At 42.5% G+C, this 21,707-nt stretch carries 19 protein-coding genes and 1 tRNA gene; 7 read left to right on the plus strand and 13 right to left on the minus strand.

Going from position 1 to position 21,707, the window contains the following annotated elements:
* Positions 1–49: 49 nt before the first annotated feature.
* The 6 genes from hslU to JWG44_RS01180 form a co-directional block, all read right to left on the minus strand.
* Positions 50–1,486 carry an ATP-dependent protease ATPase subunit HslU gene (gene hslU, locus JWG44_RS01155; RefSeq protein WP_205273139.1) on the minus strand — a complete coding sequence of 479 codons (1,437 nt, stop codon included), beginning with the start codon at positions 1,484–1,486 and terminating at the stop codon, positions 50–52.
* 11 nt (positions 1,487–1,497) lie between these two features.
* On the minus strand, positions 1,498–2,040 hold the full coding sequence (gene hslV, locus JWG44_RS01160; protein WP_205273140.1) for an ATP-dependent protease subunit HslV: 543 nt from the start codon (positions 2,038–2,040) through the stop codon (positions 1,498–1,500).
* Positions 2,027–2,962: a tyrosine recombinase XerC gene (xerC, locus tag JWG44_RS01165; RefSeq protein ID WP_205273217.1), complete on the minus strand. Its 936-nt coding sequence runs from the start codon at positions 2,960–2,962 to the stop codon at positions 2,027–2,029. Before xerC ends, hslV begins: the two co-directional genes overlap by 14 nt.
* Before the next feature lie 145 nt (positions 2,963–3,107).
* Positions 3,108–3,680: an aminoacyl-tRNA hydrolase gene (pth, locus tag JWG44_RS01170; protein WP_205273141.1), complete on the minus strand. Its 573-nt coding sequence runs from the start codon at positions 3,678–3,680 to the stop codon at positions 3,108–3,110.
* Positions 3,668–5,212 (minus strand): (R)-citramalate synthase CimA, encoded by a 1,545-nt coding sequence (gene cimA, locus JWG44_RS01175; protein ID WP_205273142.1) that lies wholly within the window; start codon positions 5,210–5,212, stop codon positions 3,668–3,670. The genes pth and cimA overlap by 13 nt, the downstream gene beginning before the upstream one ends.
* Positions 5,209–5,520: a Smr/MutS family protein gene (locus JWG44_RS01180; RefSeq protein WP_205273143.1), complete on the minus strand. Its 312-nt coding sequence runs from the start codon at positions 5,518–5,520 to the stop codon at positions 5,209–5,211. Before JWG44_RS01180 ends, cimA begins: the two co-directional genes overlap by 4 nt.
* A gap of 152 nt (positions 5,521–5,672) precedes the next feature.
* On the opposite strand from JWG44_RS01180, the gene JWG44_RS01185 reads away from it, so the two are divergent.
* Positions 5,673–7,232 (plus strand): phosphatase domain-containing protein, encoded by a 1,560-nt coding sequence (locus JWG44_RS01185; RefSeq protein WP_205273144.1) that lies wholly within the window; start codon positions 5,673–5,675, stop codon positions 7,230–7,232.
* Positions 7,233–7,455: 223 nt separating this feature from the next.
* On the opposite strand, the gene JWG44_RS01190 is transcribed toward JWG44_RS01185, so the two are convergent.
* A complete protein-coding gene (locus tag JWG44_RS01190) occupies positions 7,456–8,100 on the minus strand; it encodes a DedA family protein (RefSeq protein ID WP_205273145.1) in 645 nt (214 codons plus the stop codon).
* A 24-nt stretch (positions 8,101–8,124) separates the two neighbouring features.
* Between JWG44_RS01190 and JWG44_RS01195 the strand changes: the two genes are divergently transcribed.
* From JWG44_RS01195 to JWG44_RS01210, 4 genes are read left to right on the plus strand one after another with little or no spacing between them, the layout of a single operon-like run.
* Positions 8,125–8,613, plus strand: coding sequence for a hypothetical protein (locus JWG44_RS01195; RefSeq protein WP_205273218.1), 489 nt, complete (start codon positions 8,125–8,127; stop codon positions 8,611–8,613).
* A 3-nt stretch (positions 8,614–8,616) separates the two neighbouring features.
* The gene (locus tag JWG44_RS01200) at positions 8,617–9,750 is read left to right on the plus strand and encodes an AI-2E family transporter (protein ID WP_205273146.1); all 1,134 of its coding nucleotides are present in this window, start codon (positions 8,617–8,619) and stop codon (positions 9,748–9,750) included.
* A 5-nt stretch (positions 9,751–9,755) separates the two neighbouring features.
* The gene (xseA, locus tag JWG44_RS01205; RefSeq protein ID WP_205273147.1) at positions 9,756–11,024 is read left to right on the plus strand and encodes an exodeoxyribonuclease VII large subunit; all 1,269 of its coding nucleotides are present in this window, start codon (positions 9,756–9,758) and stop codon (positions 11,022–11,024) included.
* A 1-nt stretch (position 11,025) separates the two neighbouring features.
* A complete protein-coding gene (locus tag JWG44_RS01210) occupies positions 11,026–11,313 on the plus strand; it encodes an exodeoxyribonuclease VII small subunit (RefSeq protein WP_205273148.1) in 288 nt (95 codons plus the stop codon).
* 208 nt (positions 11,314–11,521) lie between these two features.
* Here JWG44_RS01210 and JWG44_RS01215 read toward each other — a convergent pair whose 3' ends face one another.
* Positions 11,522–12,097 (minus strand): hypothetical protein, encoded by a 576-nt coding sequence (locus JWG44_RS01215; RefSeq protein ID WP_205273149.1) that lies wholly within the window; start codon positions 12,095–12,097, stop codon positions 11,522–11,524.
* Between the two features lie 331 nt (positions 12,098–12,428).
* On the opposite strand from JWG44_RS01215, the gene JWG44_RS01220 reads away from it, so the two are divergent.
* The gene (locus JWG44_RS01220; RefSeq protein ID WP_205273150.1) at positions 12,429–13,361 is read left to right on the plus strand and encodes a c-type cytochrome; all 933 of its coding nucleotides are present in this window, start codon (positions 12,429–12,431) and stop codon (positions 13,359–13,361) included.
* Positions 13,362–13,942: 581 nt separating this feature from the next.
* On the opposite strand, the gene JWG44_RS01225 is transcribed toward JWG44_RS01220, so the two are convergent.
* Positions 13,943–14,018, minus strand: a tRNA-Asn gene (locus tag JWG44_RS01225).
* A gap of 210 nt (positions 14,019–14,228) precedes the next feature.
* Between JWG44_RS01225 and JWG44_RS01230 the strand changes: the two genes are divergently transcribed.
* On the plus strand, positions 14,229–17,828 hold the full coding sequence (locus JWG44_RS01230) for a vitamin B12-dependent ribonucleotide reductase (RefSeq protein WP_205273151.1): 3,600 nt from the start codon (positions 14,229–14,231) through the stop codon (positions 17,826–17,828).
* A gap of 130 nt (positions 17,829–17,958) precedes the next feature.
* On the opposite strand, the gene JWG44_RS01235 is transcribed toward JWG44_RS01230, so the two are convergent.
* The 4 genes from JWG44_RS01235 to pilM form a co-directional block, all read right to left on the minus strand.
* Positions 17,959–18,534 (minus strand): D-Ala-D-Ala carboxypeptidase family metallohydrolase, encoded by a 576-nt coding sequence (locus tag JWG44_RS01235; protein ID WP_205273152.1) that lies wholly within the window; start codon positions 18,532–18,534, stop codon positions 17,959–17,961.
* A 102-nt stretch (positions 18,535–18,636) separates the two neighbouring features.
* On the minus strand, positions 18,637–19,548 hold the full coding sequence (gene gspN / locus JWG44_RS01240) for a type II secretion system protein GspN (RefSeq protein WP_205273153.1): 912 nt from the start codon (positions 19,546–19,548) through the stop codon (positions 18,637–18,639).
* Positions 19,545–20,069 (minus strand): hypothetical protein, encoded by a 525-nt coding sequence (locus tag JWG44_RS01245; RefSeq protein ID WP_205273154.1) that lies wholly within the window; start codon positions 20,067–20,069, stop codon positions 19,545–19,547. Before JWG44_RS01245 ends, gspN begins: the two co-directional genes overlap by 4 nt.
* A 7-nt stretch (positions 20,070–20,076) precedes the next feature.
* Positions 20,077–21,702, minus strand: coding sequence for a cell division protein FtsA (gene pilM, locus JWG44_RS01250; RefSeq protein ID WP_205273155.1), 1,626 nt, complete (start codon positions 21,700–21,702; stop codon positions 20,077–20,079).
* Positions 21,703–21,707: the final 5 nt, after the last annotated feature.

The raw sequence follows: 21,707 nt of genomic DNA on the forward strand, positions 1-21,707 counted from the left end.
TTCAAAAATCATTTCTTGAAAACGAAAGATTCAAAGATTCTAATTTTGCTTAGAGAATGTATTGACTCAGATCCTTGTCCTGAATCACACCTTGGAGTCGATCCAGGACATATTTTCCGTCGATTTTTACGTTTCGTTTTTCTTCCGGAAGATCGGGGCCTTCAAAACTCAATTCTTCCAAAAGACGTTCTAAGATCGTATTCAATCTTCGGGCGCCTATGTTTTCGTGTTTTTCGTTCATGTCGTAGGCGATTCTTGCGATCTCTTGGATTCCGTCGGTTGTGAATTCCACACGAATCAAATCCGTTGCAAGAAGCGCTTCGTATTGTCTTGTCAGCGAAGAACGAGGCGCGGTAAGAATTTTTTCTAAATCTTCTCTGGATAATTTTTCCAGTTCGACGCGGATCGGAAATCTTCCCTGTAACTCGGGAATTAAATCCGAAGGTTTGGTCATGTGAAACGCACCCGCCGCGATAAAAAGGATATGATCGGTTTTTACGGGGCCGATCTTTGTGTTTACGGTGGCTCCTTCCACGATCGGTAACAGATCTCTCTGGACACCTTCTCTCGAAACGTCCGCTCCGGTTTTTCCTTCTCTTCCTGCGATCTTATCGATCTCGTCTAAAAAGATAATTCCCATCTCTTCCACTCTTCGAAGCGCTTCTCTTTGTACCTTGTCCGGATCGAGCAACTTTTCCGCTTCGAATTCTTCCAAAGCCTTGAGGGCCTCGGGAATTTTCAGTTTTCGCTTTTTATTTTTTTTGGGGAGCATATCTCCCAGAACATTCTGCAATTGATTGTCTAAGTCGTCTAAATTTCCCGCTCCAAAAACCTGCAACATCGGAATCTGAGAAGCGCTCGGATTCGGCAGATCCAGTTCCACCTCTTGTTCGTCCAGTTTTCCGGTTTTCAATTTTTTTCTCATAAACTCTCTGGTTTCGAGAAAGTGTGTTTTTCTTTCTTCTTCATCCGCGATTGGAGTATTCGAAAAACCTGATATTTGCGTGGAGGTTTGTTTGGATTCTCCCGGAAAGGGGAGCAGAATATCGAGTAAGGCTTCCTCAGCTTTTTGTTTTGCGGTTTCTTCGACCTTGGTTCTGAATTCCTGTTTTACAAGATTCATCGAAATTACGGCAAGATCTCGGATCATGGATTCCACGTCTCTTCCGACGTAACCGACTTCTGTGTATTTTGTGGCCTCCACTTTAAGAAAGGGGGCCCCGCAGAGTTTGGAAAGTCTTCTTGCGATTTCAGTTTTCCCAACGCCGGTTGGTCCGATCATGATGATGTTTTTAGGATAGATCTCTTCCTGCATTTCGGGATCGAGTTTTTTACGGCGAGTTCTGTTCCGTAGCGCGACGGCTACGGCTTTTTTTGCGTTTTTTTGTCCGATGATATGTTCATCCAGCTTGGTTACGATCTGCCGAGGTGTGAGTTCCTCTTCGGATGAAAGGATGAGTTCCTGGTCTTTGTGAGAATCTGTCATATATATTTTTTTTAAAGGATTTCTTCGATGGTAATATGATCGTTGGTGTAGATACAAATATCGGCTGCGATTTTCATGGAAGATTCTACGATCTCTTTTGCGGAAAGTTCGGTGTGATCGTAAAGCGCTCGAGCGGCGGCTAACGCGTAATTTCCTCCGGATCCGATCGCGATCACACCTTCATCGGGAGAAATCACGTCTCCCGTTCCGGAAATCAAAAACGATTCGTCCTTATCGGCTACGATCAAAAGGGCTTCCAATCTACGAAGCATACGATCCATTCTCCATTCTCTTGCGAGTTCGACGGCGCTTCTGGAAAGACTTCCTCCGAATTCCTGCACTTTCTTTTCAAAAAGTTCAAAAAGTGTGAATGCGTCCGCGGCGGATCCGGCAAAACCGGAAAGAATTTTTCCGTCATAGAGTCTTCTTACTTTTTTCGCGGATTGTTTCATGACGGTGTTTCCCATAGAAACCTGACCGTCTCCTCCGATGGCGACTTTTCCGTTTTTACGGACGCAAAGAATGGTAGTGGAACGAATTTTATTTTCTGGCATGGGGATGAGCTTTTCTATAAACCTCTTTGATTTTTTCCTTACTCACGCTCAGATAAATCTGAGTTGTGGAAAGCGAAGAATGCCCGAGCAATTCCTGCACCGCCCTAATATCCGCTCCCGCGTCCAAAAGATCGGTAGCAAACGTATGTCTGAATTTATGGGGAGTGATGGTCTTTTCCCATCCCATTTTTTTTCTTCTTTCATTCAAAATATAACGTACGCCTCGGGTCGTCAGTTTCTTTCCTTTTTGATTCAGAAAAATTTCCTCAGTCTCAGGAAAAAAATGAGTCCTGTATTCTAAATATTTTTCCAGAGAATGGATTGCTTCCTTTCCAAAGTATACAAATCTCTCTTTTTGACCCTTTCCAAGGACTTTGAGAATGGTTAGATCTTTGGAAAGCGCCGAAAGTTTCGCGTTTACCAATTCAAAAACGCGAAGTCCGGAAGAATACAAAACTTCGATCATCGCTCGATCTCGAATATCCAAAATTTCAGACGTTCGTTCCGCTTCGAAACTTAGGATTTCTTCGGTTTCTCCGATTCGAAAGTTTTTTGGAATATCTCTTCGAACCCTTGGAAAACTGATCTGCACCGCGGGATTGGAAGTAACGAGATCGTCTCGGAGCAATACTTTGTAGAAGGTTCGAAGAGAGGATAATTTTCTACTTTGGGATCGTCGATCCAGTCCGTTATTTTTTGCGAGATAAGCAAAGTAAGAACGAATGTCCACGGGTTCGATCTGTAGGATGTCCAACTGTTCCTTTTCACAAAAATCAAAAAAGAATTTCAGATCGATGCTGTAAGCGTTGAGCGTGTTTTGAGAATAATTTTTTTCGATTCTAAGATACGTTATGAATTTTTCAGCCGCCAAGTTCTGAGAAGCCGATGAAAACTGAGGAAGTCGAAATGGATAATCGCCCAATGGAATACTCCGTTTTAAATTGAGTTCGATCGTTTTGAATTTTAATCCCGGTTTTTTTAAGTCCCAAAGGGTTTTCAAACGAACGAAAAAACGGGCGAATCTCTATCTCCTTTTTTGAAAAGGAAGAATATCGACTTCGCCTGTCCTATTTAGTATCGGTGAGTTTCTGAAATCCGTTTTTCCTTTCTCGGATCCAATCGGAGATTTTTTGCAGAGAGGCTTTGACGAGTTCCGGAATTTTTTCCTTTTCCTCCGGTTTAAAATTGGAAAGTACGTATTCGGCCACTTCCGCAGAGTCTGCGGGTTTTCCGACTCCAAAACGAAGACGAAAGAATGAGTTGGAACCCAACTTTTCCACGATATCCCGGAGCCCGTTGTGGCCCGCGTGACCGCCACCTCCCTTCAATTTCAGTTTTCCAAATTCGAAATCGATTTCGTCGTGAATCACAAGAATATTCTCCGCAAGAATTCCATTCTTCTTTGCGATTTCAGCGACGGCTTTCCCCGAAAGATTCATAAATTCCAGGGGTTTGAGATAAAAAAGAGTGATTCCATCCTCGTCGGTTCGCGCGAGAGAATACTTCGAGTTTTCTTGATAACTTCCGGAGGATGAATTTAGAAAAGAATCCAAAATCACAAAACCGATGTTATGTCTATTGTTTGTGTATTTTTGACCGGGGTTTCCGATCCCAACGAGTAACAGTTTTAGGTTTGCCATGGTTGAAGGATCTGATTGAGCATTTTTTCGGTCGCGTGAACGGCTGCAATCGTTTGATCCGGATGTACTCCCATCGTTTTGAAAGTTAGGTCTTCTTCTAAATCCTGGGATTTATTCCAGGTGATCATAGTTTCCACGAGCGCGTCCGTTTTTCCACCCGGAGGGATTCTTACCTCGTAATCGACCAGTTTTGGGACCGTGATCCCAAGTCGATTTGTGATTTTTGTAAGCGCGTTCATGAATGCGTCGTAACCGCCGTCCCCTTCGGAAATTTCTTTATGAACTTTTCCTTGGTATTCGATTTCGATCTGTGCGTGTGGTCGGATTCCGATTCCCGAATGTATATTACAAGACTTGATTGTGATTACTTTTTCTCCGGTTCTTCCGGAAACGTCCGCTATGATAAACGGAAGGTCTTCCGGAGTCACGAGTTTGTTCTGGTCTCCGAGTTCGATCACCCTTTCCAAAACTTTTTGGAGAATCACGTCGCTCAACACCATTCCCAACTGTTTTACGTTTTCGGAGATGCTGGCCTTACCCGCAAGTTTGCCTAACGCGTAACTTCTTTTTCTGCCGAATCGTTCCGGTAAAATCGGATTTGCGTAGAGATTTCCTTTTTTATCACCGTCCGCGTGAACACCGGCGGTTTGTGTAAAAACGTCTTCCCCGACGATCGGACGATTGGCTGAAATTCTTTTTCCGCTAAAAACTTCCACGAGTCGACTCGCTTCTGTGATCGCGGGTTCGTTGATTTGAGTCGTTGCTTCCGATTTATCATGGATCGCCGTGATCAAGGCTTCCAGAGGAGTGTTTCCCGCCCGTTCTCCCAATCCGTTTATGGAAGCGTGTAAACCTCTGGCTCCGGCGCGAATCGCTTCGAGACTGTTTGCAACGGAAAGATCGTAGTCGTTGTGTCCGTGAAATTCAAAATGAAGATTTGGATACTTTTGCACAAGCGAATCTACCCCTCGGAAGGTTTCCGATGGAGAAAGAACGCCTAACGTGTCGGGAAGAAAGATTCTTTCAATATTCTCCTTGCTTAAGTGTTCCACAAGAGACAATACGTAATCGGGACTGTTTCTAAAACCGTTGGACCAATCTTCGAGATAGACGTTGACTCGAAGTCCGTTCTTTCTTGCATATTCGATCACAAAGGAAATATCCGTGAAAAATTCCTTCGGAGTTTTGTTTAATTGTTTCTCTAAATGATGGAGAGAACCCTTGGTCAGAAGGTTCAAAACTTTGGCGCCACTGTCTCGGATCCAATCCACGGTTTTGTTTCCGTCCACAAATCCGAGGAGTTCGATTCTGTTTGTGAGTTTTTCACTTTCGGCCCATTCTATGATTTTTTGAACCGTTTCGAATTCTCCCTTAGAAACTCTGGCGGAGGCGATTTCAACCCGATCTACATTTAATTTTTGTAATAAGAATTTAGCAATATTCAGCTTTTCGGATGTCGAAAAGCTAACTCCCCTGGTTTGCTCTCCGTCTCTCAACGTTACGTCTAAAATCTCCAGTCTGTTTTTTATCATTTGAGATACCTTTTGAGAGTTTCCTTATCGGGACCTAATACTTCGACCAGTGTGGAACCCGGATTGGAAATTCCGTACTGAGAATAGTCCACTTCTTTCAAAAAATCGTGGGATCGAATGGTATCGACCGTTAATTTTTTGAGGATGCCTTCCCCGATTCCGTGGACGATTTCCACGAATGTTTCCCCGGCTAAAAAGGCCTCTTGGATCTCCCTTTCTAGTTTTTCCTGGGCTTCTTCAAACCTCAGCTTTCGGATATAGATCGTTTTTGCTCCGGAATAGCCGGATTTGACGGAATTTTTTTTCATACGATCCGGGCTCACTTCTTACGTACCAGTGTTTTTTTGATTACGAGTACGGAAAACAAAGAATTTCATTTTTTATGCTTTCACTCTCTGAGCGATTCGGTACAATTTTCAATCCATCCCATCTATCAAAATCAGAGGCGGACTCAAGAACAGTGAGCGAAGAACCAGATTCCAAAGCAGAAACGGCAAAGTTAGTCGATAAAAAAAGGATCGCGATCTGCGGGGGAACCCTGGGTCGTGAGAATCGGTATTATATTCGCGGTCAGGTTGTGGACGCGGGAATCACGGAAGAGATGCGGGATGATTCTCGCTGGGATCTTTTGACCGGTTTGTTCGATGGTCAGGATCTGGAAATTACTCCGTTTTTGGATTACGGTTTGGAGCCGGTTCGAAAACCGATCTTAGTCGCGGAGATTTGGGACGAATCGGAGACCCTGGTCCATCAATCCCCGGAGATCAAAGGAGACGACGGAGGATTTTTCTTTCACGAATTTACAAAACCTTTACCACCCGGAAAATATTCCTTTCGAATTCTTTTTAAAAAATTGGATTCCTACAGACAGTTTACGAAAGACATCGCCTATCTCAACCAAAAGGGAAAGAGCGAAATTTCCGGAAGTTCTCTGATCGGAAAGGGAAAGCTTAGAATTCTTCCCGAAAATTTCACCGGTTACGTGACAACTTCCGATATCGATCAGACGTATCTCGCGACGGACATCCATTCCAACAAGGGAAAACTTTCCACGTTATTCGAAACACCTCAGCAAAAACTAGCACTTCCCGGAATGCCCGCGCTTTATCGGGAAATCCGTCTTGCGACCGAGGATTCTCCGCTTTGTTTTATTTCCGCCAGTCCTCATTTTTTTAGAAGAACCCTTTTATCGACGATCCGAAGCCATTCGATCGAGACGGAATCTTTACACCTCAAATACTTGGAAGGAACGATCAAAGGAATCGTGGAAAAGTTTTGGGATTCCGTCACACATCCTACAAAATTTATCACCGACGGAATTTTGGGATCGATGGAAAGAATCCGAAAGTTTGCCGGCGCTTCGTTTCAGAGTTTGTTTGATCAGATGAGTTATAAACTCACAATTCTTCTTCGAGATCGTTTGTATCTTCCGACTCAGTCCAAAGAAATTTTGATCGGAGACAATACGGAAAGCGATTATCTGATCTTTCTTTTGTATCAGTACATTCTTTCGGGAAAGATGTCGGGAAAAGAATTGGAAGACTACTTGTATCGTCTGAACTTTTTAGGACGTGACGCGATTACGAGAGACGCAGCCAAAACGATCGCGGAACTCGGCGCTGAAAATCGTAAGATCCACGGGGATCTGAATTCGGTGGCTTTGGTGCTCATCAACAAAACCACACACGGCCCCGAGGAAGAGGAGATGCACTGGAATGTCCAAAGCGCTCTTCCGGCGGGAATCGATCCGTTTAAACAAAAGGATATTCATTCTTATATTCTTACCGAAGGAGCTCCGGGGTTCGCCGTCGTTCTACAAGACAACGGGATCTTGGATACTTCCGCCGTTTTTCGAGTAGTCGCGGATATGGCGGGAGAATGGATGGAAGGAAAAGTAATCGATCCGCCCGCTCTTATGGAATGGATCCAGAATCTCACGCTTCCGGGCGATTATCAGGATGAAAAGGATCTGATCATAGAAGGACTCAAAAAAGCGCTCGATAGAGAAGAGATCACCTAAGAATCATGCTTTAGTAGATTCTAATCTGTGTGAGTTCCTACATTCTTGAACTTCGAGACAGGATCTTCATTGTGTTGCGAGAACGCGGCGGTGTTTTTTGGAAAAAAAGTTGTAAACTGACTTCAAGTCCGTCTCGAATAAAATTTTACGAAGGATTTTTTTTAAAAAACTCTAAACGACGGAGCTCGAGCGGACTGCCGTTTTTGATTGGATATCTTTTAACCTAAGATTTTTGATCTGCGGTTTTTTTCTGTTTTCGATACCAGAAGAACAAAATCGCGAGAAGGATCATCAGACCGAAGATGATTCTATTATAAATTTCTAAAAAACCCAAAACGGCTTCCCAATGGGAACCGAGATAGAATCCGGAAAAGATCAACATACCGCACCAAAGAAAAACGGCGATCGTAAAACATCCGAAAAAAACGATCGGATTCATCTTTACCATTCCTGCGACGATGGAAACAAAAAATCGAATTCCCGCCGAAAACCGGCTAAACAAAACGACCGCGATCGCGTTTCTATGAAACCAGGACAGGGTTTTTTCGATCGATTCTTCATCATAGAGAGAATCTTTGAACGGAAATTCTTTCTTTTTCACCCAATGCAAAAAGACGTTTCCGAATCGATACATTACCCAGGCGCCCAGGATATTTCCGAACAATGTGCTCGAAACAAGCGCAAACCAACCAAAGGATTCCAAATTCCTCGCGACCAAAAAACCGCCAAAGACGGTGATCGTATCTCCAGGCCACGGTGGAAAAACGTTTTCGGCAAAATTAGAGAACGCAAAAAAGAGCCAGACTAAGACCGGATCGGTTTCCGAAAATCGGGTGAGAATTTGAATCAGTGTTTCCTGAAAAGTCATGAAGGATGAATAAAAGAATTGTCAGTGATGGCGGATAAGGTTCAAGTAAAAAAAGTGAACCCTACTCGTTTCCATTTTTTACTCCTTTTTCTATTCGGCGTTTTTACGGCGCCGATCTCCGTCTTTTCCTCCGATTCCAAGACGGAATTGTATCGTTATAACAAATTGACTCTGCAGAATCATCCGGTTCGAAATCCGAGATCCCTTCCCGTCGAGTTTGTTCCGGAAGGCGCCGCTTTGATCCATTCTACGGAGTTAAAATCGGAACGGGGATATTTCGATACGAAAGAATCCTTTCTTCTATTCACTCACGCGTTTAAGAAAAAACAAATGGAAGTCTATTACGCTTCGATTTTTAAATCTCTCCATTGGAAAATTTTGCAGGAAGAGATCACGGATCAAAAGACCGTGATTATGGCGGAAAGTCAGAATAAAAAAGTGGTAACGATTCAGATCGAAGCCGTGGACGCGGGAAGCAGAATCAAACTCTTCTATAAAAAATCAGGCGGTTAAAAGATGATCGAACCTGTTGTTCCATTCAATCCCGAACCGGGAAAATATACGTTCGTGATTTTTTTCTCGATCCTTTTTATCTTTGCGATCGGAGTATTTTTTCTAGTATTTCGTCCCTATCTTTATTCTTCATTGATGGCTTTGATCCTCTATCTCGCGACGAGAAGACAATACAAACTGCTCAAGGAATATCTCGGCGAAAGATTCCAATGGCTCGTTCCTTGGATTATGATCACTCTCGTTTCCATGCTCGTTCTCATTCCTTCCTATTTTGTCATTCGTACTCTCATCCAGGAAGCCCTTTCGATTCTATTCAAATTAAGAATTTCGTTAAGCGAAGACAAGATGATCGAAACCTTGATGAACTTTGCGATGCTCACCGACTTTATCACGGACAACGAATTCTTCTGGGTAAAAGTTCCGGAAATCTATGGAGAATTCGCCGAAAACTACGTCGATATTTTGAACCTCGACAGCATCTACGGAATTTTGAGCAACGCTTCCTCTTTTATCTTGGGAAATATAGAATTGCCGACCGGAATTCTGATGAATCTGTTTTTCGCACTTTTAGTCCTATTTTTTCTTTATCAGGACGGAAAAAAAGTCGAAAGATTCATTTTGGATAATCTTCCGTTTTCCAGACAGCTCGAAGAACAAGTGGGAAGAAAGGTCACTTCCGCAGTGCAAACGGTAATCCGCGGAAACTTGATCATTTCCATTTTGCAGGGAACCGCCGTTTATATTCTTCTTTTGATCGCGGGAATTTCGAGTCCTTTCTTATACGCGAGTTTGGCCGCCTTCTTTTCCATCATTCCCGTAGTAGGAACCTCGGTAGTATGGCTTCCGATCGGACTCTATATTCTATTTTTGGAAAACAATCCGATGATGGCGATTTTTTTTATGGGAAGCGGTCTTTTTTTCTATTTGGCTCTTGAGAATTTCGTAAAACCGAGAATGCTCGATAAAAAATTACAGGTACATCCCCTTCTCATTTTTCTTTCCCTGATCGGAGGAATCAAAGAGTTTGGAATCATGGGACTCGTAATCGGTCCCGTGGCCGTCACGTTAGTCGTCATTCTTTGGGATTTTTGGAGATTGTATCGGAGAGAATTGATTTTAAACAAGGGGCATCGGTGAACTGATTGGAAGATTCCAAACCTCTTTCCGTCACGGAAGTAACGAGGATTCTCAAAAATCTCATCACAGGATCCAAAGATCTAAAAAATATCTGGGTCCGGGGGGAAATTTCCAATTACAGCAAAGCCAACTCCGGTCATATCTATTTTTCCCTCAAAGACGCGACCTCTTTGGTCCGTTGTACTTTTTTCAACTATTCCAATAAGAATTATTCGGGCAAACCACTCAGCGACGGAAAGGAAATCCAAGTCTACGGAACGATCACACTCTACGAGGCCGGAGGTTCCTACAACCTCAACGTATCCAGAGTGGAAGAATTGGGTCAGGGAGACATTCTTCTTCAGATTGAAAAACTCAAACAAAAACTTTCAGCGGAAGGAATCTTTGATCCCGAGAAAAAAAGAAGAATTCCTGCGTTTCCAAAAACTCTTGGAATCGCGACTTCACCTTCCGGAGCTGCGATCGAAGACATCATCAAAGTGGCCAGATCCCGATTTCCGGGAATCAATATTCTCATAGCTCCTTGTGTGGTTCAGGGAGAAGACGCTCCCAACTCGATCGTAGGCGCCATCGAGGAATTGAATCGTCCGGAATGGAACGTGGACGTAATCATCGCGGGACGAGGCGGCGGAAGTTTCGAAGATCTGATGGCATTTAACGACGAAAAGGTGGTTCGAGCATACGCAAATTCCAGGGTTCCTATCATTTCGGCGGTAGGACATCAGACCGACGTTTTGTTAAGCGACTTTGCCGCCGACTTCGCGACCCCGACCCCGACGGCTGCGGCGGAACACGCCGTCCCAAAAGAAGAAGATATTCTTCAATTTCTTTCGCAATTGGAAGGAAGACTTAAAACTTCTCTAAACGCCAGGGTTTCTTCTAGTAAGGACCGTCTGCGTTTGTTATCGGGAAAGTATATTTTCAAGGAACCGATGCAGCTCTTAAATGCGAGAAGCCAACGAGTGGACGAAATCGGAATTCGGTTGCAAAAAGCGGTTCAAAATAAATTGGATCTTGCCAAGGTTCGGATCGAACGTTATACGAATCTGACTCCGAGAATTCAAAACATTCTTTCCCATAAAAGACAAAGGGCGGAATTTTTGACCTCCAAGGTGGAGGATCTTTCCCCCGCCTCTACGATGAAACGCGGCTATTCCATCGTACGAAATACAAAAGGAAAAATCATCAGTTCTCCGGAACAAACAAAACCGGAGGAAGAATTACAAGTATTGCTTGCGGGCGGAACGATGCAAGTGATCCGAAAAGGAAAATAAAATGGCAGAATCAAAATCTAAAATTTCATTCGAAGAAGCTCTTTTGGAACTTGAACAGATTGCTGAAAAACTGGAACGCCAGGATTTCAGTCTGGAAGAATCGCTCAAAGCCTATGAACGCGGAATGGAACTCAAAAAAATTTGTCAGCGAATTTTGGATACGGCGGAAGGAAAAATCGAAGCGCTGACCAAAGACGAATCGAAAAAAACGAACAAGACCGGATTTCGTGGGGACACGAAACCGGCAACCACCGAGAATAAAACTTCCGATCCAGAAGATCTATTCTGAGAGGGGCGATTTGTAGTTTCGAAAAACGATAAATCCGTCTTTATCTTGAACCTTGCAAAAATATAGAAGTTCCCCGTTTAAATATAATATTATAAGAATGGAATATTTCATTTTGAAACAGGGGTTCTTCCGATTCCTGGCGGATTCGCCTCTTTTTCGAAGAGATTCAAGCCGAACTTTCGGATTTTGAAGTAGCAAAACTGTTTTTTTATTCTTTAGATTCTTTAAACTTTCCTTTGAAAAAACGAAAACACAAAGCCAAAAGACAAACGATTAACATTCCGTATCCGATAAAAACAAACATCAGTTTGATCGCTGTGATTTTTCCGGTAAACAAGGCTAAAGGTTCCGAAACCATAGGCCATGAATATAAAAAGTAAAACATAAGGGAATTTTCGATCCAATCAAATACCAGAAATCCGAAAGGAAGAAGATTGAATAAAACCGGAAGTTTCCAATACAAAGCCACTCTTGAATAAAAAGAACCGATCATAAGACCGACCGCGATTGGTAAAAACATATCCAAAACGTCCTGCCAAAAATACAAAGAACGTCCGACTTCTCCGTAAAATCCAAATACTTCGATCGTATCCTTTGCCGATGAAAATGGGCGAAAGTCCATTTTTAAGGGAAGACTTTGACCGGAAGGAACCGGAGTCAACTGTTCCAAGAACTGCATCGATCCGGAGATTAGAATCGAAGCCAAGGTAAAAAGAAAGATGTTTTTACCGGAAGAATTTTTTGCAATCCACTCGCTGATCGAAGATAAAAATCCTATTTTCATAACAACCTCTTTTGGAAATTCTTCGGATTAAAATCCGTTTTGGAAAGAAAATAAATTTCCAAGAGAATTTCAATCCATATATTCCAAAACTCTGAAAAGAATATTCATTTTTTTGCATGAGATTGATCTAAAATCACACGCGAATTTTATGTTGGTATTCTAATTATAGATTAGAGTTAAAAGATTTTCGAAAATGAAGGAAAACATCCAAAAGAAAGCAAATTGAATTCTGAACTTGTCTTATTGAATTAGAAATCGGATTTGGACAAAACAAAATACAAAATTGTTTTCTAAACTCCGTATCCAAATTCAAAAAGAATGCGAGGAACTGATGTTATTGAAAGTCTTGAAGTGGACCGGAGTAACCCTTTTACTGATAATTGCGGTCGGCGTAATTGCAACGGCGTTACGACAAAACATACGATATGAGGCGCCCTATCCCGACGTAAAGGCTTCGCTGGATCCTGCCGTTATCCAGCGAGGCGAAAGACTCGCTTATGGAGCGGCTCATTGTGTGGATTGTCACAAAACCTTCGAATCCGATTTTTCGAAAACCGATCCACGGCCGAGTCTATCCGGTGGTCGAAAGTTCGAGTTGCCCGTTGGTATTTTTTATGCGCCGAATATAACCCCTGATTTTGAAACCGGAATCGGAAGTTTTTCCGACGCTGAAATCGCGAGATCCCTTCGTTATGGAGTTCATCCGGATCATACCGTGGTGTTTGATTTTATGCCGTTTCACAATACGAGCGACGAGGATCTATCGGCGATCCTATCCTTTTTACGAAGTCTCAGACCGGTTAAACATCCGATTCCAAAACACGAACTCAATCCGATCGGAAAGTTTTTGAAAGCCTTTGTGGTAAAACCCGCTGGGCCCAAGGGAGAAGTGTTAAAATCAATAAAAGTCGAAGATAGCATTGTTTATGGAGAATATTTGGCAAACAGCGTCGCCAATTGCAGCGGTTGTCACACGAAAAGAAATATGATCGGAGAATATATCGGTGAGCCCTTTGCGGGTGGAGCTCCTATGAAAGATTCGGACCCGAGTAAAGAATCTCTGATCCCACCCAACCTAACTCCACATGTGGAAGGAAGGATCACAAATTGGACCGAAAAAGAATTTATAGCGCGTTTTCGTCAAGGAAGATCGATCGGCCACAGTCATATGCCTTGGGAAGCCTATGCCTCTATGAACGATTTGGAACTCAGAGCCATTTTTAAATTCTTAAAATCGCTCAAACCGGCAAAAAATGAACCGTAAAGGATTCCTCCATAGTCGGCATATCCTTACCCACAAAGTTGTTTGAATCTTAAGAAAAATATGTCGTAACAACGACAGTCCTCCGTAAAACGAAAGCCCCGCCCTGCGACGCGATCCATAGAGAGAAGCGCATTGAGTTGGTACAAAATTTTAGGAAGTAGTTTTGAAATTTGATTTTCCGGGAATTGTAGATTGTAACCTTGATTCCCGGAAAATTTCATTCGATACAGATCAAGAATTGAGTTGGTTTGTATGAAACCTGATGCACATTCACATTTTTATATTTTGGCACAGTAGGTTTCATTCTTTTTTTGGGATAAAATTCGGCGAAAATCAATGTCAAATCCTATATTTGACAAACAGAATATTCAATTTTTAGAATATTCTTCTTTGGTCGTTTCCGATTAGGCAGGGAAAAATTTTCGAATAAAAAGATTCAGGGAAAATTCGGTCATTTTCCAGATTCTTTTTAAAAAATACTACACAAAAGAGAAGTTTTTCGGGAACCAAATGTTTGGAACTTCGTCTAAAAAGAACCAAAGAAGGGAAAATTGCCGTTATAGGCTGAGGCGACAGAAAGGTGGCTCCCCCTGCTGGGCTCGAACCAGCGACCCAGTGATTAACAGTCACTTGCTCTACCGACTGAGCTAAAGGGGAGTATCCTCGGTAGTTAGGCCTATATTTTCAAAATGGGGTAAGCACGCAACCTTAATTTGTCGCATTGGGCTGTGTTTTTACAACTTTTTGTAGGAAAATTTTTGAAACTTAGGAGAAAAGAGAGCCAAAAAAAGCTTTGGATCATTTTTCCTTTTTCTTAGAGTGACATAATCCCTTCTTACTAGTCTTACGGAGTCTGAGAGCAAATTTATGAAGTTAAACCGCCATTTTACGGCCCCCAAAAGTGGAGAATCGTCCGAAATTCGTTGGGCGAAACGCAATTCCAAGATTTCCAATCCGGATGGATCTAAAGTTTTCGAAGCAAACGACATCAAAGTTCCTGAGGGTTGGTCCCAGGTTGCCGTTGATATTCTTGCGCAGAAATACTTCCGTCGAAAAGGAATTCCAAAGTATTTGAAAAAAGTACAAGAGGAAGGGATTCCGGAATGGCTTCAAAAATCGGTTCCTGATACAGAAAAATTGGAATCTTTAAAACCGGAAGATCGTTTTGGCGGTGAGACCAGCGCTCTGGAAGTTTTTAACCGGCTCGCCGGATGTTGGACCTATTGGGGATACAAATATAAATATTTCTCCGATGAAGAAAGTGCAAAAGTTTTCTATGATGAAATCGTCTATATGCTCGCGACTCAGATGGCGGCTCCGAATTCCCCTCAGTGGTTCAACACAGGTCTGAACTGGGCATACGGAATTGATGGTAAATCGCAAGGTCATTACTATGTGGATCCAGCGACTGGTAAACTTGTAAAATCTGCTTCCGCATACGAACATCCCCAACCTCACGCTTGTTTTATTCAAAGTGTGGATGATGATCTCGTCAACGAAGGTGGAATCATGGATCTTTGGGTTCGTGAGGCTCGTCTTTTTAAATACGGTTCCGGAACGGGAACAAATTTCTCCAATCTAAGAGGTGAAAACGAACCACTTTCCGGTGGAGGAAAGAGTTCCGGTTTGATGAGTTTCTTAAAAATCGGTGATCGTGCCGCAGGAGCAATCAAATCCGGTGGAACGACTCGTCGTGCAGCGAAGATGGTTTGTCTCGACGTAGATCATCCGGATATCGAAAGTTTTGTGGATTGGAAAGTGACCGAAGAAAAGAAAGTCGCTTCTCTTGTGACGGGTTCGATGTTAAACAACCGTCATCTCAACGCGATTATTTCGGCTTGTTATGAGATGGAAGGAGACGATCGTTTTGATCCTAAGAAAAATTCTTCCCTGAAAAAAACCATCGTAGAAGCAAAAAAAGTTTTAATTCCCGATAACTACATCAAACGTGTGATCGATCTTGCGAAACAAGGTTACAAAGAAATTCTTTTTGAAGAACTCACGACCGATTGGCAATCCGACGCTTACAATACGGTTTCCGGTCAAAATAGCAATAATTCCGTTCGTCTTACGAACGAGTTCATGACTGCGGTTGAACAAGACCAGCCTTGGAACTTATATTTCAGAACCGAAAAAGAAAGAGCAAAAGCGGAAGGTCGTAAACCTAAGGCTTCGGAAACCTTGAGAGCCAGAGAACTCTGGGAAAAGATTTCTTACGCGGCTTGGGCGAGCGCCGATCCAGGAACCCAATATCATACCACCATCAACGAATGGCATACTTGTCCGGAAGACGGCACGATCAACGCGTCAAACCCCTGCTCCGAATATATGTTCTTGGACAATACGGCTTGCAATCTCGCTTCCGCGAATTTGCAAAAATTTGTGGATTTGGAAACTTTAAACTTCGACGTAGAAGGCTTTCGTTATCTCTGCAAACTCTGGACGATCATTCTTGAAATCTCCATAACGATGGCGCAATTTCCGTCCAAGGAAATCGCTGAACTTTCTTATAAATTCAGAACTGTTGGTCTTGGTTACGCAAACCTGGGCTCCATTTTGATGATTCTTGGAATTCCCTATGATTCGCAAGAAGCGATGGCGATCACCGGCGCGATTTCTTCTATCATGCACATGACCGCGTATGCAACTTCTGCGGAAATGGCGAAAGAACAAGGCCCTTTTGCCGGATATGCGAAGAATAAAAAACACATGCTTCGTGTGATTCGTAATCATAGAAGAGCGGCGTACAACGCACCTTCCGGAGACTACGAAGGTTTGACGATCACTCCGGTGGGAATCAATCCTGCGTTTTGTCCTTCTTATATGTTGAAGGCGGCTCAAGAAGATTCCGATCTCGCCCTTGCCTTGGGTGAAAAACACGGTTATAGAAACGCACAGGTAACCGTGATCGCTCCTACCGGAACGATCGGACTTGTGATGGATTGTGATACGACCGGAATTGAACCCGACTTTGCATTGGTGAAATTCAAAAAACTCGCGGGTGGCGGTTATTTCAAAATCATCAATCAATCCGTTCCATTTGGTTTGAAAAAATTAGGGTATTCTCCTTCCGAAATCGAAGCGATCGTAAACTATTGCAAAGGTCACGCGACTCTAAACGGCGCTCCTGTGGTCAATACACAAGCTCTGAAAGAGAAAGGTTTTACGAACGAGATCCTCGAAAAGGTGGAAGCATCCCTTCCTCTCGCTTTCGACATCAATTTCGCGTTCAACAAATTCAACTTAGGCGAAGACTTCTTAACGAGAAATCTCGGAATCGCCAAAGAAGTTTTTGATATTCCGGGTTTTTCTCTGTTGGAATATCTCGGTTTTTCCAAAGACGATATCAACAAAGCAAACGACTACGTATGCGGAACGATGACGATCGAAAACGCACCTTTCTTGAAAGAGAAGGACTATCCCGTTTTCGATTGTGCAAACAAATGCGGGAAGTATGGAAAGAGATTTCTTTCCTACGAATCTCATATCCGTACGATGGCTGCGGCTCAACCGTTTATCAGCGGTGCGATTTCTAAAACGATCAACCTTCCGGAAGACGCGGTTGTAGAAGACGTGAAAAACGCCTACTTCCTTTCTTGGAAAATGATGATCAAAGCAAACGCCCTTTACAGGGACGGATCTAAACTTTCTCAACCTCTCAATTCGGTATTGGAACTCCTCAACGGAATCGAAATCGAGGAACAGGACGAAGTAAGAGAAGCGATGATCTCAAGAGATCCGGTTCAGATCGCGGAAAAAGTAATCACGAAGTATATCTCTCACAGGAGAAAACTTCCAAGCAGAAGAGCGGGTTATACTCAGAAAGCGATCGTAGGCGGTCACAAGGTTTATTTAAGAACCGGCGAATACGAGGACGGTCAGATCGGAGAGATCTTTATCGATATGCACAAGGAAGGAGCGGCGTTTAGAAGTTTGATGAACGCGTTCGCGATATCCGTTTCCTTAGGTCTCCAGCACGGGGTTCCCTTGGAAGAATACGTGGATGCTTTTACATTCTTCAAATTCGAACCGAACGGAATCGTATCCGGAAACAAACACATCAAGATGAGTACTTCCGTAATCGATTATATCTTCCGAGAACTTGCGATCACCTATCTTGGAAGATACGATCTTGGACAAGTTGCTCCGGAAGATTTGAGAGGGGACGAAATCGGTTCCAAAAGAGCTACCGCGGAATCGAACATCCGTGAGAAAGAAACCGCAACCAACGCTGCGGTTGCCGAAGCTCCTCCTAAAAAAGAAGTGGAGACCATTTCTTATTCGCAGATGATTTCGAAAGAAAGAGCCCCTGCTCCGACTGGAATCGCTTTGTTGGAAGAAGTCAAACTCGCAAAAATCAAAGGTTATACCGGTGATTCTTGCTCCGAGTGCGGATCTTTCGAGATGGTAAGAAACGGATCTTGTCTAAAGTGTATGTCCTGTGGATCTACCACCGGATGTTCTTGATTTCGATTTTCTAAGACAAAAACGCAAAAAAAGAATATTCTTTATCAGTGTTTTTAAAATTGAATCGGCCTTGGATGAGTTTTCATTCAAGGCCTTTCTTTATGTAGGAGGATTCTAAGTTTTACTTTTCTCACGTAAGAAAACCGTTTGTGTCGATATGAAATCGATTTCGAGAATACGATTCGAGTCCGATCCTTTGGTTCGTTCCTTCCTTTTGCCAAAGGATTAAAAGACGATTTTTTAAATGAATGTGATCGATTTCTTGATCAGGGATCATATCTAAAGCAGAAAACAAAAGATGTCGACTGGACTTTGTGCCACCGGCTTTGTCATTATAGTCCGCTTCTCGAAAACCCGAAACTACCGTCACAGGGCCTATCTCCGGAAGAATCAAATCGCGAATCACTCTTAAAGTTGGTAAAATGTTCGGCCATACGGTTCGAGGTGGAATCGCGAAAGGTTGGCTCTGAGTCTGTCTCCAATCCGTGCCCTGTCTCAGAAGTTGTTCAATGGGAACAACATTCAAAATTTTGTGTTTTCGAAGAAATGTTTCAAAGGCGAGAATTTTCTTTTGGTTTCCGGGAAGTTTTCTAAATTCGTTCCACTGTTCTTTGGAAGGTGGCGTATGCGGTTGAAAATTACAGAAAAAACAAAATAGTAAAAACGGAAAAAAAATAAAAATTCTCTGAAGGAGAAGTTTGTTCATAACATCTATGAATAAGAACGTAAAACTGAGGAACTAATTAGCCCAAAATTCATTTTTGATCCAATCAAGCGGACCTTGCATTATTCTCCGTAAAATAAGTAACTACGGCGTCGCCGGAGGACCCGTTAACCCCGGAATCTTCGCCTCCGGTTTGCCGATAGTTCCCATCAAAGGAATACATTTACCTCCACTCTGTTTTTCTAAAAGAGTCAGCATATCTTCTATATCCTGTCTTTCTAAAGCAAAGTTACGATCCAATTCCAAACAGATTCTCAAATTGAGTTGAGAGAATTGAATACTTTCGGATAAACGAATGTTTCCGGTGATATCAAAACGAGCGATCGACGTATCCAGAGTAAAATCGTTAAAAATAAGATTTCCATCTTTCAGATTCAGTTTTGTCAAAAATTTCTTAATCGTTATGTTTTTGAGTTCGCCGAGGAGAGGAATTTCCGGTAGTTCCATAATCATGCCGGATGAACCGGCTGGAATTTCAATGTCGAAATTTCCACCCATTCTCGCGATTCCTAAATCCAGATTTTCAAACTTTCCCTGCCCTTCGATTCGAGGAATTTTTGCAAAAGGACCGTTCTCCGTGTCTATCTTCAGAGATAAGATTTTAAATTTTCCATCGAACTTACGTTTCATAAGTCCGAAAAGGGAAGTTTTTAAAACCGTTTCTTCGGATTTGATTTTTAAATTGGAAGGTGTAGTAATCTCCAAAGTATCCAGAGTGACATTTCCCAAAAAGGAAATACTCAGGTCGCGAAAGTTGACGATGGTTCCGGTTTTTGTAGAAGAGGTATTCAAAGAACTGCGGATGATTTCATCCAATGGAAAAAGTAAAATTGTGAAAATCAAAAAAGAAAAAACTCCGGTTCCGATCAAATAGAGTTTTTGTTTGAGAGTGAATCGAGGCGAGGCCTCTTCCTCTTCTTGAAGTTCCAGAGTTAAGAATTCTTCTTCCTCCGGTGTGAGGGCCGTTTCTTCCTGGAATTCCTCTTCTTTTTTCATCGTTTATTACCTTCTCTACTATAGCTGGATAACTTCAGGTTGACGTCGTAGACTTCTTTTCCCTGAAACGGTTTTCTAAAGTTGAGGTATTCTACTCTTGCATTGATCATCTTATTCTTTTCGATATCGTAGACGAATCGAAAAATATTATCGAGTGTGACCGATCTAAAATTGATATCGATCGTCGTACGTTTGTATTTTTTATCTTCGATCGCATAAGAGTCTTTCATCGTCGAAATTTTTTCTTTTAATCCGTATTTTAGAAAAATTTCGTCGAGTTTGGCGTAGATAGCGCTTACGTCGGAATCTCCTCCGGAAGAATCGAGTGAACGAAAGTCGTTGTATTCTTGAATGATCTTGTCTAATTTTACGGGAGCGGTTCTGGAATCCTGAACTCTTTCGGTCAAACCTTGACGAATGTTCACGATCTTTTGAACGGCTAAGAATACGATCAGCAAAAGAATTGCGCCGATTCCGACGAGGACGATCAATCTTTCTCTGGGTTCTAATTTTTCGAGCATAATGATATTAAAAAGATTCCTCCGCGCCGACGGGCTTATTTACAACCTTCATCGTGATCGTAAAGGAAACTTTATACGCCTTTACACCTTGCATAAGTCTTTTGTTCGTAACTTCTATATCTTTGAACATCGGAGATTTTTCCAGGGATCTTTGAACAACCCCGATTTCGCTGAATTCGTTCACCCTTCCGCCGATTTTCACCAAGTCTTGGTCGTAATCAAATTGATCCAACTGAAACGGTTGCATATCGGACGCGGGAAAGTTCATCGAAAGTTCGAAAAGAATGTCGAGGATGCTCGGTTTACTCAAATAGAGTCTGTAGATTTCGGTCTTTTTTTTCTCGTCGTTTTTGAGTTTTGTGGCGTATTCTAAAATGTCCACGTCTTCGGGGGCCGATCTTCCAAATCCCCTTTGAAATTTTTCGGCAAGAAGTTTTTCGCTAGCGCTTAACTTTCTTTTATCTATGACGATTCCGACGAAAAAAACCGTAATAAGAATAAAGAGTGATACTCCTGAAAAAATCAAATGAGGCAGAAACTGATCGAAGTTTAGAATATTCTTATTGATCCGTTTGACGTGAGGAGTGCTGATAAAATCGATTTTATCCTTTTTTGCTAAACCGAAATGATAACCCATTCCAAAACAGGTTGAAAACGTATCTCCGTCGAGGGAAAGGAAATCGTATCTTCTTGTGATGAGGCCGAGGGAATCTCCGAAAACTGAATCGATTCCTCTGATTTTGCTTCCTCCTCCGGAAAGATACAAAACTTCGGGTCTTTCGGTTTCGTTCATCGAAACTATACTTCTGTGGATTTCGGAGGAGAGTTTTTCGGCGAACTTGGAAACGCTCTGAAACGATTTTTTGATATCCGCAACTTTGAGTTTGAATTCTTTTGCAAACAGATTTAAACCGTCGTCTTCTCCTGAAAACGGTTCGAACTGAAGAGAAAGTTTAATCGCTTCGGCTTTTTCAAAAGGAATTTTTAGATCGGAAGCGATCTGTTCCGTGAGAGTATCTCCGCCCATGGAAATGTATCTCGTATGAGCCACCTTCCCTTCGGAAAGAATATTAAGAATCGTGACTCTACCTCCGATGTCGGCTTGGGCGCAATTCTTATAAGTAATTTCTTTGTTTGTATGTTCGGCGATGATCGTGGACAAACTCACCGAATCGACAAACAGACCTCTGAAAACGATGTTCGTATCTAAAAAGGGAAACGTGATAAAGTCGAGTTCGGAGTGATGAGCGCAATATGCGATTACGTCGGATTTTTCTTGATCGATTCTCCAGATACTTCCGGTCACTTCCACCGTTTCCATAGGAAACGGAATCCTATTTTCCACTTCGAAAGGAATGACTTCACGAATCGCTTTGACGGTTGTCAGAGGAATGTGCAATTCTCGAACAAAAAGCCGATCCAGAGGAAGGTTGAGGACGATGCTCGTTTCTCCGGGAAAGTAAGAATTGATAAACCGGAGAATGTTGTGGCGATACTCTTCCTCTTCTCCGTGAGAGATGCTCATGATTTCGGAACGAAGAATGCTCAGTTTTCCGAGGACTTTTTGGAAGAGAACTCCTTTGATCGTGCTCGTTCCGTAGTCGATTGCAAGAAATTGATCGTAAATAAACATCTTAC

Source organism: Leptospira ainazelensis (assembly GCF_016918785.1).
Taxonomy (GTDB): Bacteria; Spirochaetota; Leptospiria; order Leptospirales; family Leptospiraceae; genus Leptospira; species Leptospira ainazelensis.

Bases quoted from the DNA above. Each gene is read 5' to 3' on its own strand.
- JWG44_RS01210 (WP_205273148.1), top strand. From the start codon at position 11,026: ATGGCAGAATCAAAATCTAAAATTTCATTCGAAGAAGCTCTTTTGGAA.
- JWG44_RS01230 (WP_205273151.1), top strand. From the start codon at position 14,229: ATGAAGTTAAACCGCCATTTTACGGCCCCCAAAAGTGGAGAATCGTCC.
- JWG44_RS01200 (WP_205273146.1), top strand. From the start codon at position 8,617: ATGATCGAACCTGTTGTTCCATTCAATCCCGAACCGGGAAAATATACG.
- pth (WP_205273141.1), bottom strand. From the start codon at position 3,680: ATGGCAAACCTAAAACTGTTACTCGTTGGGATCGGAAACCCCGGTCAA.
- hslU (WP_205273139.1), bottom strand. From the start codon at position 1,486: ATGACAGATTCTCACAAAGACCAGGAACTCATCCTTTCATCCGAAGAG.
- cimA (WP_205273142.1), bottom strand. From the start codon at position 5,212: ATGATAAAAAACAGACTGGAGATTTTAGACGTAACGTTGAGAGACGGA.
- JWG44_RS01215 (WP_205273149.1), bottom strand. From the start codon at position 12,097: ATGAAAATAGGATTTTTATCTTCGATCAGCGAGTGGATTGCAAAAAAT.
- pilM (WP_205273155.1), bottom strand. From the start codon at position 21,702: ATGTTTATTTACGATCAATTTCTTGCAATCGACTACGGAACGAGCACG.
- JWG44_RS01180 (WP_205273143.1), bottom strand. From the start codon at position 5,520: ATGAAAAAAAATTCCGTCAAATCCGGCTATTCCGGAGCAAAAACGATC.
- gspN (WP_205273153.1), bottom strand. From the start codon at position 19,548: ATGAAAAAAGAAGAGGAATTCCAGGAAGAAACGGCCCTCACACCGGAG.
- JWG44_RS01235 (WP_205273152.1), bottom strand. From the start codon at position 18,534: ATGAACAAACTTCTCCTTCAGAGAATTTTTATTTTTTTTCCGTTTTTA.
- JWG44_RS01245 (WP_205273154.1), bottom strand. From the start codon at position 20,069: ATGCTCGAAAAATTAGAACCCAGAGAAAGATTGATCGTCCTCGTCGGA.
- JWG44_RS01220 (WP_205273150.1), top strand. From the start codon at position 12,429: ATGTTATTGAAAGTCTTGAAGTGGACCGGAGTAACCCTTTTACTGATA.
- hslV (WP_205273140.1), bottom strand. From the start codon at position 2,040: ATGCCAGAAAATAAAATTCGTTCCACTACCATTCTTTGCGTCCGTAAA.
- JWG44_RS01190 (WP_205273145.1), bottom strand. From the start codon at position 8,100: ATGACTTTTCAGGAAACACTGATTCAAATTCTCACCCGATTTTCGGAA.